The sequence below is a fragment of the Corynebacterium sp. KPL2850 genome, assembly GCF_040225855.1.
GTDB lineage: Bacteria > Actinomycetota > Actinomycetes > Mycobacteriales > Mycobacteriaceae > Corynebacterium.
Genome location: NZ_JBEHFV010000003.1, coordinates 1 through 14,228, shown reverse-complemented (window position 1 = coordinate 14,228; position 14,228 = coordinate 1). Strand labels below are relative to the sequence as shown.

Annotated in this window: 14 protein-coding genes; 4 read left to right on the top strand and 10 right to left on the bottom strand. The window is 60.5% G+C overall.

The window, feature by feature from the left end:
• Positions 1-73: 73 nt before the first annotated feature.
• From ndk to ABRP93_RS01465, 5 genes are all read right to left on the bottom strand, one after another.
• Complete coding sequence (gene ndk, locus ABRP93_RS01485) at positions 74-484, bottom strand: nucleoside-diphosphate kinase (RefSeq protein WP_005277934.1); 411 nt, start codon at positions 482-484, stop codon at positions 74-76.
• A gap of 75 nt (positions 485-559) precedes the next feature.
• Positions 560-871 (bottom strand): hypothetical protein, encoded by a 312-nt coding sequence (locus ABRP93_RS01480; RefSeq protein ID WP_023023552.1) that lies wholly within the window; start codon positions 869-871, stop codon positions 560-562.
• A 5-nt stretch (positions 872-876) separates the two neighbouring features.
• Positions 877-1,371: a DUF4233 domain-containing protein gene (locus ABRP93_RS01475; RefSeq protein WP_023023554.1), complete on the bottom strand. Its 495-nt coding sequence runs from the start codon at positions 1,369-1,371 to the stop codon at positions 877-879.
• Positions 1,368-2,939 (bottom strand): bifunctional tetrahydrofolate synthase/dihydrofolate synthase, encoded by a 1,572-nt coding sequence (gene folC, locus ABRP93_RS01470; RefSeq protein WP_502879642.1) that lies wholly within the window; start codon positions 2,937-2,939, stop codon positions 1,368-1,370. Before folC ends, ABRP93_RS01475 begins: the two co-directional genes overlap by 4 nt.
• On the bottom strand, positions 2,939-5,671 hold the full coding sequence (locus ABRP93_RS01465) for a valine--tRNA ligase (RefSeq protein ID WP_349886586.1): 2,733 nt from the start codon (positions 5,669-5,671) through the stop codon (positions 2,939-2,941). Before ABRP93_RS01465 ends, folC begins: the two co-directional genes overlap by 1 nt.
• 57 nt (positions 5,672-5,728) lie before the next feature.
• On the opposite strand from ABRP93_RS01465, the gene panB reads away from it, so the two are divergent.
• Together panB and panC are read left to right on the top strand one after the other, a co-directional pair.
• Complete coding sequence (gene panB, locus ABRP93_RS01460; RefSeq protein WP_005277923.1) at positions 5,729-6,550, top strand: 3-methyl-2-oxobutanoate hydroxymethyltransferase; 822 nt, start codon at positions 5,729-5,731, stop codon at positions 6,548-6,550.
• Positions 6,551-6,561: 11 nt separating this feature from the next.
• Positions 6,562-7,383 carry a pantoate--beta-alanine ligase gene (panC, locus tag ABRP93_RS01455; RefSeq protein ID WP_349886584.1) on the top strand — a complete coding sequence of 274 codons (822 nt, stop codon included), beginning with the start codon at positions 6,562-6,564 and terminating at the stop codon, positions 7,381-7,383.
• Here the strand turns inward: panC and ABRP93_RS01450 are convergent.
• The gene (locus ABRP93_RS01450) at positions 7,380-8,342 is read right to left on the bottom strand and encodes a malate dehydrogenase (RefSeq protein WP_349886583.1); all 963 of its coding nucleotides are present in this window, start codon (positions 8,340-8,342) and stop codon (positions 7,380-7,382) included. The two genes, panC and ABRP93_RS01450, sit on opposite strands and share 4 nt — an antisense overlap.
• Positions 8,343-8,750: 408 nt before the next feature.
• Here ABRP93_RS01450 and ABRP93_RS01445 point away from each other — a divergent pair, with 408 nt between their 5' ends.
• Positions 8,751-9,509: a TetR/AcrR family transcriptional regulator gene (locus ABRP93_RS01445; RefSeq protein WP_349886582.1), complete on the top strand. Its 759-nt coding sequence runs from the start codon at positions 8,751-8,753 to the stop codon at positions 9,507-9,509.
• A 60-nt stretch (positions 9,510-9,569) separates the two neighbouring features.
• Here the strand turns inward: ABRP93_RS01445 and clpX are convergent, their stop codons facing one another.
• Entirely contained in the window at positions 9,570-10,865 is a 1,296-nt protein-coding gene (gene clpX / locus ABRP93_RS01440; RefSeq protein WP_284782284.1) for an ATP-dependent Clp protease ATP-binding subunit ClpX, read from the bottom strand.
• A gap of 230 nt (positions 10,866-11,095) precedes the next feature.
• Here clpX and fabG point away from each other — a divergent pair, with 230 nt between their 5' ends.
• Positions 11,096-11,863 carry a 3-oxoacyl-ACP reductase FabG gene (fabG, locus tag ABRP93_RS01435; protein WP_023023567.1) on the top strand — a complete coding sequence of 256 codons (768 nt, stop codon included), beginning with the start codon at positions 11,096-11,098 and terminating at the stop codon, positions 11,861-11,863.
• Between the two features lie 101 nt (positions 11,864-11,964).
• On the opposite strand, the gene ABRP93_RS01430 is transcribed toward fabG, so the two are convergent.
• The 3 genes from ABRP93_RS01430 to ABRP93_RS01420 all read right to left on the bottom strand — a co-directional run bounded on the left by ABRP93_RS01430 (position 11,965) and on the right by ABRP93_RS01420 (position 13,981).
• Positions 11,965-12,219 carry a hypothetical protein gene (locus ABRP93_RS01430; protein WP_023023569.1) on the bottom strand — a complete coding sequence of 85 codons (255 nt, stop codon included), beginning with the start codon at positions 12,217-12,219 and terminating at the stop codon, positions 11,965-11,967.
• Between the two features lie 163 nt (positions 12,220-12,382).
• Positions 12,383-12,673 carry a hypothetical protein gene (locus ABRP93_RS01425; RefSeq protein WP_023023571.1) on the bottom strand — a complete coding sequence of 97 codons (291 nt, stop codon included), beginning with the start codon at positions 12,671-12,673 and terminating at the stop codon, positions 12,383-12,385.
• A 3-nt stretch (positions 12,674-12,676) separates the two neighbouring features.
• Positions 12,677-13,981: an inorganic phosphate transporter gene (locus tag ABRP93_RS01420; protein ID WP_349886580.1), complete on the bottom strand. Its 1,305-nt coding sequence runs from the start codon at positions 13,979-13,981 to the stop codon at positions 12,677-12,679.
• Positions 13,982-14,228 lie beyond the last annotated feature (247 nt).

Genomic DNA, 14,228 nt, shown 5'->3' with positions numbered 1-14,228 from the left:
ATAAATCCCCTTATAAATGAAAAGGCCCGAGCTTAATGCTCGGGCCTCCTTGAAATCTAGGTAACGTCAGTACTTAGAGGTTGGGGAACCAAATTCCGATCTCGCGCTCTGCGGACTCTGGGGAGTCGGAGCCGTGCACGATGTTCTCGCCCACGCTGAGTGCAAAGTCACCGCGGATGGAACCGGGCGCGGCCTTGGAGACTGGGTCGGTGCCACCGGCCAGCTGGCGCCATGCCTCGATGGCGCGCTCGCCTTCAACGACGCCGGCAATCAATGGTGCGGAGGTGATGAAGTCCACCAGCTCGCCGAAGAATGGCTTATCCTTGTGCTCTTCGTAGTGCTTTTCTGCGGTCTCGCGGTCAGCTACTCGCAGGTCCAGCTCGGCCAGCTTGAGGCCCTTGCGCTCGATGCGGGCAATAATCTCGCCCACGTGGCCGTTCTTTACGCCGTCCGGCTTAATAAGGATCAATGTACGTTCAGTCATGCCCCATACTGTACCGAATACCCACAATTCTTCCACGACCGAGGGCTATATGCGGGGGCAGCGCAGTGGGCGGCACTAAGTAAGCTGCTGGACTATCTCCGTCGCGCGCTCGTGGGAGGTCCCCCTAAACCAGAGGCGCACTTGGTTAACCGCCGTGCCGAACTGGCCGTTGCCCAGCAAGCGCTTAATCTCTGCGCGCTGCTTTTCATCCAAATCATCAAGGGTGGCTTCTTCCGCCCGTTGAAAATTAGCGCGCAGGGCAAGGACTAAAAACACGGCGGCAATGATGAGTGCTACCAGCGGCAGCCACGGTGTACCCGTGGCTGCGCGGGCAGCGACCGCGGCAATGCAAGCCAGGGCCGCGAGGACGAGATAGACGGTGCGCATGGCCACTACTTCTGGTTGAGGTGCTGGGTAGTTAAGTAACCGCGCTTCATGCGGGCGATCAAGTTACTGCGCAAATACGCCGCAAGGAGCCACTCCATGCCAAAGATGATGAAGATCGCGGCGATGGACCAGTGCGCCATGAAGCCAAGGATAAGGCCCAATAGCTGTGCCCACACGATGACGGTCAGCGCCCACTTCTTATTCATAAACGCGATCATGCCCAGGTGGAATATCAGGGCACCTATGACCACGCCGTAGTTAAACGGCGTCCACAGCGTGCCGTCATACAGCTTGTACAACAGTGGCAGCGCCAATACGAGCGTGATCGACTCCATGATGAGCGAGCTGGCGATGACCATGCCATTAAAGCTCTTGAGCGGATCCTTGACGGGATCCTGCCCCAAGCCCAATGGGCCGATTTCATTATCCGCGACTTCATCACCGCGGCGCGGCGGCCGAGGCGGACGATGCGGGCGGGACCTAGGATTGGGGCTGGTCATGCGGGCTCCTTTCCAAACATCGCGCGGGCTTCGCCGGCGGTAACCACCGAACCGGTAATGACAATACCGGAGCCGGATTGCACCTCGGATTCCTCGGCTAGCTCCACGGCTTGCGCGTAGGCGCCGGGCAGATCATCGGCCACATAGACGCGTTCTTCGCCATAAATATCGCGGGCCGTTTCCGCCAGTTCATAGGCATCGAGCGCGCGCGGCGAGGAGTTCTGGGAGATGACTACCTCGCTCAAATACGGCTCCAGCGCGGCGAGGATGCCCTGGGCATCCTTATCACCAAAGATGGAGACCACGCCGATAAGCCGGGCGAAATCGAAGTCGCGGTCGAGCGCCGCGCCGAGTGCCTTGGCGCCGTGGGGATTGTGGGCGGCATCGATAAACGTCGTGGGCGAGGTGCGCACGCGCTCGAGGCGGCCGGGGGAAATCGTCTTGGCAAAACCGTTGCGCACAGAGGCAATATCCAATGGATGCCCGGAAGAGGCACCGAAGAAGGCTTCCACCGCGGCAAGGGCAACGGCCGCATTCTTGGCCTGGTGCTCGCCGTGCAGCGGCAAGAAAATATCCTCGTACATGCCGCCGAGGCCCTGGATATTGACCTGCTGGCCACCGACCGCGATGCGGGATTCTAAGGCCGCGAACTCCGCTCCGGAGCGCGCCACGCCGGCATCCATATCCACCGCGCGCTGCAGGATGACCTGCATGGCCTCGGGGTCTTGCTCGGCGATGATGGCGATGTTTTCATTCGGTGTCAGCGGGTTTTCGGCATCGGCGCGGCGCTTGATGATGCCCGCCTTCTCCCCCGCAATCTCCCGAATATCGCTGCCCAGGTAATCCGTGTGGTCCAGGCCCACTGGGGTAATTACGGAGACGTCCGCATTGACCACGTTCGTGGCATCCCACGACCCGCCGAGGCCGACCTCGACGACGGCGACGTCAACGGGGGCATCGGCAAACGCTGCATAGGACAGACCCACTAGGACCTCGAACTTGGACATGGGGACATCGGAACGCGCATCCACCATCTCCACATACGGTTTGATTTCGTGCCACAGGCGCACGTAGTCGCGCGGGTGGATGGGCCGGCCATCGATGCCGATGCGCTCGGTGACCCGCTGCAGGTGCGGGCTGGTGACCAGGCCCACGCGGCGGTGGAAAGAACGCAGCAGCGAATCGACCATGCGCGCGGTAGAAGACTTACCGTTGGTGCCTGCGATGTGGATGACATCAAAGGACTGCTCGGGATGTCCCAGCAAATCCATGAGCATCTCGATGCGCTCCAGGGTGGGCTCGATCTTGGTCTCCGGCCAGCGCTGGTTGAGTTCGTCTTCCACCTCACCGAGCGCCTGCAGCTCCTCCTGGGATACCTCTTGGGGCGCGGCGTCGTTATATTCTTCGTCCTCGCCCATGCCCAGGTTGAGGGTCAGGCCCGATTCCGTGATCTCCACCGGGGTGCCATCAGTACCCTCCTTAAGGGCGTCGACGATCTCAAAATCGTCCTCTCCCCCGGTGGCCTCGCCATTGCTGTTGGCGTCGTGATTGAAGCGCTGATCTGACACTACTTAAGGCCCTCCAAACGGCTGGTAATGCGCTCGACTTCCTCGCGCGCGATGTCTTGGCGCGCCCGAATCTTATTGACCACCTCTTCCGGCGCCTTGGCCAGGAAGTTCTCATTGCCCAGCTTCTTGCCGGTCTGTTCCAGTTCCTTATTGGCCTTGGCCAGGTCCTTTTCCAGGCGCTTGCGCTCGGCTTCGACGTCGACCGCGCCGTGGGTATCCAGCGTTACCTCCACGGTGGCCTGGGACAGGCGCACCTCAATGGAGGCCGAGGGGTTAAAGTCCTCGCCCGGCGCGGTGGTACTGGCCAGGTTGCGGACCAATTCCTCTTGGCCCTGCAGGTCTGCCGCGGCGAAGTCGAGACGTCCCGGCACCTTCTGCGAAGGCTTAACGCCCTGATCGGAGCGGAAGCGGCGCAGCTCGGTGATGAGTTTATCGGCATCGTCGATGCGGCGGGCGGCCACCGCATCCTTGGTGGCGCCACCGTTGGTATCGGCCACCGTGGGCCATGGGGCGACGACGATGGATTCTCCGCCCGTCAATGCCTTCCACAGCACCTCGGTCACGTACGGCATGGTGGGGTGCAAAAGGCGCAGCACGACGTCGATGACGCGGCCCAGGACGATCTGGGTATTGCGGCCTTCTGCCGTTTCGCCATCGCGCGGGATCTGCGTCTTGGCAATCTCTAGGTACCAGTCACAGAGCTCATCCCAGGTGAAGTGGTAAAGCAGCTCGTTGGCCTTGGCAAATTGATAATCGTCCAAGTAGGCATCGACCTGGGTGCGCACCTCTTCGGCGCGGTCGAGGATCCAGCGGTCGGCATCGGAAAGCTCCGTGCGTTTTGGCAGTGGTGCCACGCCGGCGCCGTTCATCAGCGCGAACTTGGTGGCGTTAAAGAGCTTGGTGGCAAAGTTGCGCGATGCCGCGGCGGCATCAGAGCCCAGCGGCAAATCCACGCCCGGGTTGGCGCCGCGGGCAAGGGTAAAGCGCAGCGCATCGGCGCCGTAATCGCGCACCCAATCCATCGGGTCAATGCCATTACCCAGGGACTTAGACATCTTGCGGCCCTGCTCATCGCGCACGAGGCCGTGCAGGTAGAGGTCCTTGAAAGGAATCTGCGGGCGGCCATCGGTGCCCTTACCCAAAAGCTCTGGGGTCTTGGTGCCGGCGAAGGTGCCGAACATCATCATGCGCGCGACCCAGAAGAACAAGATGTCATAGGCCGTGACCAGCACGTTGGTGGGATAGAACTTCTCCAAATCCGGGGTTTTATCGGGCCAGCCCAAGGTGGAGAATGGCCACAGCGCCGAAGAGAACCAAGTATCGAGGACATCCGGATCCTGCTCGTAGCCTGCCGGCGGCTCCTCATCGGGGCCGACGCACACGATGTCGCGTTCGACCTCGCCGGACTCGTTCGTGCGCTCTGGGCCGTACCAAATGGGAATGCGGTGGCCCCACCACAGCTGGCGGGAGATGCACCAATCGTGCATGTCATCGACCCACTCGAAATAGCGCGGCTCCAGCGACTGCGGGTGCAAGACGGTATCGCCCTCACGCACGGCATCGCCAGAGGCCTTCGCCATCTGCGCGACATCGACGAACCACTGCAGCGATAGGCGCGGCTCGATGGGCTCGCCGGAACGCTCCGAGTGGCCCACGGAGTGGACATAGGGGCGGATTTCTTTGACGATTCGCCCCTGCTCCCGCAGCGCCTCCCGGATTTCCACGCGGGCTTCTTCGCGCGTCATGCCATCGAACCGGGTGCCGGTATGCGCGATGTGGCCGGTGGTATCCATGACCGTCGGCATATCCAAGTTATGACGGGTGCCCATGGCGTAGTCATTGGGATCATGGGCCGGGGTGATCTTTACCGCACCGGTACCAAAATCCATGTCCACGTAATCATCGGCGATGATCTTCAGCTTCAGGTCATCGCGGAAGGGGTGATCCAATTCTTGGCCCACGAGGTGGGCGTAGCGCTCATCGTCGGGGTGGACGGCAATGGCGACATCGCCAAGCATGGTTTCCACACGGGTAGTGGCAACAATAAGGTGCGGCTCGTCGTCATTGAGCGAGCCATAGCGGATCGAGACCAGTTCGCCCTCGACGTCTTTGTAGACGACCTCGATATCGGAGACGGCGGTCTCCAACACCGGCGACCAGTTGACCAGGCGGTTGGCCCGGTAAATCATGCCCTCATCGTAGAGGTTCTTAAAGATGGTCTGCACCGCGCGGGACAGGCCCTCATCCAGGGTAAAGCGCTCGCGGGTCCAGTCCACGGAGTCACCGATGGCGCGCATCTGGTTCTGGATGGTGCCACCGAATTCTTCCTTCCATTCCCAGACCTTGTTGATGAATTCCTCGCGCTCATAGTCCCAGCGCTTCTTTCCCTCCTGCTCACGCAGACGGGCCTCCACCTTGGTCTGGGTGGCGATGCCTGCGTGGTCAGCGCCCGGCAGCCACAGGGTGGCATAGCCCTGCATGCGCTTGCGGCGAATGATGGAGTCGATCAGAGTGTGGTCCAAGGCGTGGCCCATGTGCAGCTGGCCGGTGACGTTCGGCGGCGGCAGCACGATGGAATAGGGCTCCGCCTCCGAGGATGCATCCGGGGTGAAGTAACCGGCGCTTACCCAGCCTTCGTAGAGGTCTTTTTCTACTGCCTGCGGCTCCCAGGACTTGGGAAGCTGGTCCGCGCGGTTGGTGCCAACGAGTTGCTCTTTATTCTGATCAGTCACCTGGCCAACTCTACCCTGTGCGTCAACTGGCACCACCGGCCTGTCTAGAGTAAGGGCATGTCTCACAACCCTGGCCACCGCGCCCGCCTCCGCACCCGTTACTTCACCCAAGCCAAAGACAACTCTCAGGCCTTCGCGTGCCTGACGAGCTACGACTGCTTGACCGCCGAAATCTTCGATGAAGCCGGGGTCGATCTCCTGCTCGTCGGCGATTCCCTGGCCAACGTGGTGCTGGGCCGCGAAACCACGCTCTCGCTCACCCTCGATGAGATGATCCCGCTGGCCCGCGCGGTGGTTGCTTCGACCTCCCGCGCCTTCGTGGTGGTGGACCTTCCCTTCGGCTCCTATGAGGACGGCCCCTCCCAGGCGCTGGAGACCGCGGTGCGCGTCATGAAGGAAACCGGCGCGCAGGCCGTGAAGCTGGAGGGCGGTGCGGAGCGCGCTCCCATTGTTGCCGCGCTTGTCGCCGCCGGCATCCCGGTCTGCGCCCACATTGGCTTTACACCCCAGCAGGTCCACGCCTTGGGCGGCTTCGTGGTCCAAGGCCGGGGTGCCGGTGCGGAGAAGCTTCACGACGACGCCCGCGCCCTCGCCGAGGCCGGCGCCTTCGCCGTGGTGCTGGAGATGGTCCCGGCAGCCCTTGCTGAGCAGGTGACCAAGGAGCTGCCCATCCCCACCATCGGCATCGGCGCCGGCGCGCAGACCGACGGTCAGATTCTGGTGTGGACCGATGCCTTCGGCCTGGGAGGTCCCAAGGCGCCGCGTTTTGTGCGCCGCTACGCGAATCTGCGCGGCGCGCTGCTGGAAGGAGCGAAGGACTATGTCGCAGATGTGGGTGAACGTTCCTTCCCCAACGCCGAGGAGTCTTTCGAGGACTAAAGTCTTAAGCCATGCAGATCCTCACAACTAAATCCGAACTCCGTGCCTTCCGCGCGGCAGCGTCCGGTTCCGTGGGTTTGGTGCCCACGATGGGCGCGCTTCACGACGGCCACGCTTCCCTCATTCGCCGCGCCCGCGAAGACAACGACACCGTGGTGTGCTCGGTCTTTGTCAATCCCCTCCAGTTCACGGACCTGGGCGACTGCGAAGACTACCGCGCCTACCCGCGCACCCTCGACGCGGATGCCGCACTGCTGGACTCGTTGGGAGTCGATGCGGTCTTCGCCCCCAGCGTGGAGGAAATGTACCCGGGTGGCACCCCGCGGGTGTGGGTGCGCACGGGTGAGATGGGCTCGGTCTTGGAAGGTGCCTCGCGCCCCGGCCACTTTGACGGCGTGGCCACCGTGGTGAGCAAGCTGTTTCACCTTGTCACACCAGACCGCGCTTATTTTGGGCAAAAGGATGCGCAGCAAGTAGCGATCATCCGCCGCCTGGTGGCGGACCTCGACCTGCCGCTGGACATCATCAGCGTGCCCATCGTGCGCGCAACGGACGGCGTGGCCGAGTCCAGCCGCAATGCGCGCCTCAGTGCCGCCGAGCGTGAGCAGGCGGTCGCCTTATCCCAGGCACTCTTCGCGCTGCAGGATGGCGCCTCACGTGAAGAAGCTGAGGCCCAGCTCGCTTCCTCCCCCGGCGTGACGGTGGATTACCTCACCGTGGTGGACCCGGCCACGCTCGAGCCCGTAGATGCACAACACCGGCCCGCCTTGGCGCTGGTAGCAGCGCATGTGGGGCTGGTGCGGCTCATCGATAACTTGGTGCTGGAGGCTTAACCTTTCAGCAGGTGGGCTACGGCCTCGCGCTCCTCACCCAGCTCCTGCACGGAGGCCTCGATGCGCTCCTTCTGGAAATCGCTGAGCTCCAGGCCTTGGACGATTTCCCACTTGCCGTCGCGGCAAATGGTGGGAAAGCCGCAGATGAGGCCCTCGTCTACACCGTAGGAACCATCCGAAGACACGGCGGCGGTGCGCCAATCCTCGGTGCCGTGGACCCAATCGTGCATGTGATCCACGGCGGCAGATGCCGCCGACGCCGCGGACGAGCTGCCGCGCACCTCAATGATCTCCGCGCCGCGCTTGGCCACCTTGGGGATCATCTCCTCGCGGTACCACTGCTCATCTACCTCCGCGTTGGAGAAGGCGATATCCGGGAACTGGGTTGCGGAGTGGTTGCCCCACACCGCAATCTTGGAAAAGTCCTTGGTGGCCTTGCCCGTCTTGGCCGCCAGCTGCCCCAAGGTGCGATTGTGGTCCAAGCGCATCAGCGCGTTGAACTGGGAGTTATCGAGATCCGGGGCGCTGTGCGCCGCGATCAGCGCGTTGGTATTGGCCGGATTGCCCACCACCAGCACGCGGACATCGCGCGCCGCGTAGTCATTGATGGCCTTGCCCTGCTCAGTAAAGATGGCACCATTGGCCTCGAGCAGGTCCGCGCGCTCCATGCCCTTGCTGCGCGGGCGGGAGCCGACGAGGAATGCAGCAGAGGCATCCTCGAAGGCGACCTTGAGGTCATCTGTCACCGTAATCGAGTTAACCAGTGGCAGGGCGGAATCGCGCAGCTCCATGGCTACGCCCTCAGCTTTTTCTACTACCGCTGGGATTTCCAACAGGGCAAGGTCTACCGGGGTGTCCTTGCCAAATACGTCTCCTGCAGCAATCCTCCACAGCAGGGAGTAGGCGATATTTCCGGCGGCGCCGGTGACGGTTACTTTTACTGGCTGGGTCATGCTCATTCCTCCTCGTATGTCGTGGAGTTGTAAGCGCCACTCATGCACGCCACCCTCCACGGGATGTATCCACCCCCGAGCTTAGCGCTATCCGGAGGTAGCGTGTTGTGAAATTTATCCCCCTCTTTCGGAGGGAAAACGCCGCTAAATTTCCGGATATTACCCCCATTTACCTCCAAATTAACGCCCCCAATGAGCACATTCCTCCCGCGGGGTGGGAACAATCGGGCATGATAGAGGCGGCACAGCCCCACCGGGGAGTGCGCGTGCAGGGATACATTCCCTGCTTTTGGGCGGCTACACGTTGGTCACCTTGCTGCCGCACATGACCAGCATTAGGCCCGCCGCGCACTACCCGAGACACTACCCACTATCGCCACATCGGCGCCGCGAAGCAGAGATAGGACACATGCTATGAGCACTGAGCACACCGAACCGCTGCACGCTGCGGAGCAGGCGGAGGACTCCGACGCTCACGCTGCGGATTCCATCAGCACCGATGCCGTGGTGGATATCGCCATTTCCCAGTTTTCCGCGTTGGGTTTTTCTGAAACCAAGCTGGATACCATCGCCGCGGAATCCGGCATGTCCAAGCGCATGATTCACTACCACTTTGGCGATAAGCAGGGCCTGTACTTGAGCGCTTTAAGCACCGCCGCCGAGCGCCTCCGCCCCGACGAAGAGGATCTGGAGCTCGATTCCGCCGTCCCAGTCGAAGGCGTGCGCAAGCTGGTGGACTGGATCTTCTGGCGGTACGTCAACCACCCCGAAGCCATTCGCATGATGACCTGGGAAACCGCGCAGTCTATCGTGGGTTCTTCTACCCATCCCGTCGCAGATTTCAGCGGCGTCGCCCTTCACCTAGACCGCCTGCTGATGTTGGGCCAAGACGCCGGCGCCTTCCGCCCGGGCATTTCCACCAACGATATTTTCACCATCATCGCCTCGCTCACCTCGTACCGCGTGACCAACCAGGCAATGATGGACAACCTCTTAGGCGTGGATATGTCCAGCCAGGCAAATATCGACGGCCTGCACAGGCTTACCGTCGATACCGTGCTGGCGTTCCTCACCGCCAATATCCCCGATTCCGGCCACGAGTCTTATTTAGTGTCTTCCGATGCCGACGAGGGCGATGAGGCCTCCCCGCAAGATATCTACGGCGAGGCATAAAAAGAGGGGCACCGGCTGCTTGCCGATGCCCCCTTTCTTCCTACCGCAGCCTTTCTCTCGCTAGGCCGATTCCTTCGCCTCATCCTTGTAGGTGAATTCGGGCTCTGCGCCCTGGGTGACGCACTCCGCGGTGATGTGCACGGCGGAAATATCTTCCCGGTCCGGCAGCTCAAACATCACCGGCACAAGCAGTTCTTCCAGAATTGCGCGCAAACCGCGCGCGCCGGTTTTACGCTCGAGGGCGAGCTCCGCGATGGCATCCAGTGCCCCGGCATCCATGTCCAGCTCGCAATCATCCATCTCAAATAGGCGGCTGTATTGTTTGAGTAGGGAATTCTTGGGCTCGGTCAATACCTTGACCAGGGCCTCGCGGTCCAAGTTATCCACCGTCGCCACCACGGGCAGGCGGCCGATAAATTCTGGGATCAAGCCGAACTTCACCAGGTCTTCCGGGCGCACCTGGGAGAATAGGTCCACCTTTTCCCGCTCGTCTTCCGTGCCCAGCTTCGCGCCAAAGCCAACGCCCTTCTTACCCACGCGATCCGCGATCACCTGGTCGAGGCCCGCAAACGCGCCGGCGACAATGAAGAGGATATTGGAGGTATCCAGCTGGATAAATTCCTGGTTCGGGTGCTTGCGCCCGCCCTGCGGCGGGATGGCAGCCACGGTTCCCTCCAGGATCTTCAGCAGCGCCTGCTGCACGCCTTCGCCGGAAACATCGCGGGTAATGGAGGGGTTTTCAGACTTGCGGGAGATCTTATCTACCTCGTCAACGTAGATGATGCCGCGTTGGGCGCGCTCCACATCAAAATCCGCTGCCTGCAGCAGCTTCAAGAGGATGTTTTCTACGTCCTCGCCGACATAACCGGCCTCGGTCAGGCTGGTGGCATCCGCGATAGCGAAAGGCACATCCAGCAGGCGCGCCAAGGTTTGCGCCAGGTAGGTCTTACCGGAACCGGTGGGCCCCAGCATCAAAATATTGGACTTGGAGATCTCTACCTCTTCGCCCTCGGCCTTCTTCCGGCGTGCATCTAACGCAGCGGATTCTTCTGCCTTAATGCGCTTGTAGTGGTTATACACCGCAACCGACAGCACGCGCTTGGCCTTGTCCTGGCCAATGACGTACTTATCCAAAAAGGAAGAAATCTGCGAAGGCTTGGGCAGGCGCACCTCCGCCTCGGAAGACTCCTCGGCCTGCTCGTGGCCGAGCTCCTCTTCAATAATCTCATTGCAGAGCTCGATGCACTCATCGCAGATGTAGACCCCGCCTCCGGCGATGAGCTTTTTCACCTGCTTTTGGCTCTTTCCGCAGAAGGAACACTTCAGGAGATCAGCGCTTTCTTGCATACGTGCCATTCAGTACTTTCACACTCGCTCTTGTTTACCGCTTTTAAAAGTGGGGCGGAAGGCTCGCTCACTTCCATCCCCGCGGTTGGTTGTTCAAAAATCTACCTTAGTAAATCAACCCGACACGGCTCCTATTCATTCCCTCCGCGTGGCGAAATTCGCAAATCTTTATCCGCTCACACCACTAAACTTGGATGTGGATCCTCCACTACCTCCACCACCGCCGAAGGAGCCATTTCATGTTTGACCTCACCCACCGTACCGCGATTGTCACGGGCGGTGCTGCTGGCATCGGCAAGGGCATCGTTGCCTCCCTGCGCGAAGCCGGCGCCAACGTCATCATCGCCGATATTGATGCCGACAAGGCCGAGGCCACCGCCGCGGAGCTCGGTGCCACCGCCTACCCTGTCGATGTCACCGATAGGGGCTCCATTAAAGAACTGTTTGCCAAGGCCCACGCCGCGCACGGCGCAATCGATATCGTCTGTTCCAATGCCGGGGTCTTTCCCAACTGCCCGCTGGAAGAGATGACGGATAAGCAGTGGGAAACCATGTTTGAAATCAATACCCACGGTACCTTCAAGGTCGTGCAAGAAGCCCTGCCGTATATGAAGGAACGCGGCTACGGGCGCATCGTCATCACCACCTCCATTACCGGTTCCCACACTGGCTTTCCCGGCTGGGCGCATTACGGCGCCTCCAAGGCAGCCCAACAGGGCTTTATCCGCTCCGCTGCTTTGGAAATCGCCCGTGATGGCATCACTATCAACGGCGTTTTGCCCGGAAATATCCTCACCGAAGGCCTCGAAGCACAGGGCCAGGAGTACCTCGATGAGATGACGCGCTCCATTCCGCTGCACCGGCTTGGCAGCCCCCGCGATATTGGCAACGCGGCGGCGTTCCTCGCTTCCACCGAGGCCGGATATATCACCGGTCAAACGCTCATTATTGACGGCGGTCAGCTCTTGCCCGAAACCCCCGAAGCCATCCTGCCGCCGCGCTCCTAGCTTCCGGTCACCCAGCTGGCGCTTGACGATGCCCAGCCCTAAGACACAGATAACCCCGCCGGCACCGTTATGGTGCGTGGCGGGGTTATCTAGTACGGCTCTTATTGCAGCCAGTCAAAGTCGAGCAAGAATGCCTCGACATCGAGCATTTCCAGCTCATCTGGCGCGTGGCCAACAACGAATGCGAAGGACTCAGCGACGTCCTTGGTCGTCGCGGGGGTAAGCCCCGCGTCAACGAGATTTTCCGCTACGCGGGCAGAAACCGGTGCCTGAGACACGGCATCCAAACCCGTACCCGTGGTGGAGTCCTTGAACATATCGCTAATGCCACCAATGAAGGTCCGCATCGTGTTCATCTCTCTCACCTCTCAATGTTGCTCTGTTGATAGGTACAAATATACTTGGTACTTACCCACTAAGCAACCCCTAAGCCACTTAAAGTTAATCTATTGTTAACTTTAAGTGGCTGTGAGGCATATTGCATGGTCACGGGCTTGCTATATAGTCCGCGGGTTACTCTTAAAGGTCGCCAAATGGTGCGAAACCAAAGTAGTGGTCCAGGGAATCGCGCGCGATCCACGCGATTGCCACCACGATAACGACACCCAATACGGCATAAACGGTCCAACCCAACAGCTTCATTTGGCGGCTAGCGGGAGTATCTCCTACCACCACACCATTGTCATCCCGAATGGGATCACCCGTCATGGAACGCATACCCAAGGCGAAGAGCAGTGGAATACCGGCGCCGAAGACAAGGGCTAGGCCGGCGACGCGGAGTATAGATTCGAAGATTTCTGCAACAGTCATGTTCTAGCGCTCCTCTTGTGGAGTAGATGAGGTGGAGTCGTTGTCCCCGTTGACCGCCGCTACTGGGGTCATGCCCCCTGAAGCTGCGACAGACTCTTTCGCACCAACGCGTGGCTCCAAGGACGAATCCACGGACTCAGCGTTCTCATCCCAGTCATTATTAACGTTGGATGCATCAACTGGGTTCATACGGGAGCGGATGACGATGAGCGCCGTCATGGCCAAAAGTAGAACGAAGTCCACGATAGCGCCGGTTGCCACATTGGTAGCGGAAGAGACGCCGTGCGCCAGCCACCACGACGCGAAGCCAACGAAGGCAGCACAGGGCAGCGTAATGAGCCAAGCGGCCACCATGCGCATCGCCACGCCCCAGCGCACTTCCGCGCCGCGGCGGCCCAAACCAGTACCAAGGATAGATCCGGTGGACACGTGGGTCGTAGACAGAGCCATACCACCGGCTGAGGAAGTCAAGATGATGGCCGCGGACGTAGCCTCGGCTGCCATACCTTGCGGGGATTCGATCTCCACCAAGCCCTTACCCAGGGTGCGGATAACGCGCCAGCCACCGGACAAGGTACCAACCGCAATGGCAATCGCACAGCCGAAGATGACCCAGGTTGGAATGCGAGCATCGGCAGCCGCGTGGCCCGAAGCCACGAGCGCGAGGAAGATAACGCCCATGGTCTTCTGAGCGTCACCGGCACCGTGTGCCAGCGATACCAAGCAGGCGGTCACAATCTGGCCATGGCGGAAGTGCTCGTTCTTTTCCTTATTTGGAATGGTGTTGGTCACCCAATAAACGAGGAAGGTGGCGCAGGCGGACACCAACGCGGCGATAATCGGGGACGCCACCGCCGGAATGATGATCTTGGCCATAATAGAGGTCCACTCCACTCCCCCAGTGCCCATCGCTGCAAAGCCTGCACCGATAAGGCCGCCGAAAAGGGCGTGGGAAGAGCTGGACGGCAGCCCGAGCAACCAGGTGAAAAGGTTCCACAGAATACCGCCGATAAGGCCAGTAAAGACCACCATCAACAGGGCCTGGCCGTCCGAGTCAGCGGCTGCACCCGAAAGGTCATAGGAATCGAGGTTGACGATTCCTTTGGCCACCGTTGCCGCGACATTCACGGACAAGAATGCGCCAACGAGGTTAAGTACGGCAGAAATCGCCACCGCAGTAAATGGCTTCAACGCGCCAGTAGCAATGGAGGTTGCCATCGCATTGGCGGTGTCGTGAAAACCATTGGTGAAGTCGAAGGCTAAGGCGGTAAACACCACAATGCCCAAGATAATCAGAGTCGCTGTCACAGCATTGGCCCCTTGTAAGCAATTAACAAATGAGAAGAAAGTGCAATTACGGCGCCGTCACGCGTCGCGTACGAAGTGCAGCGTACTCCGCAATAATAAGCTGAGCCAATAGTGTTTCTAAGAAGTAAACTGCACTTTGCCTAGTGTTAACTTTCCGCACCTACCTCCGCGGGGCCCGAACCCCGGAAAGTGGACACGGGGATTTAATCAAGATGCGATAGTAAGTGTAGCTGATCCGGCGGCTTCG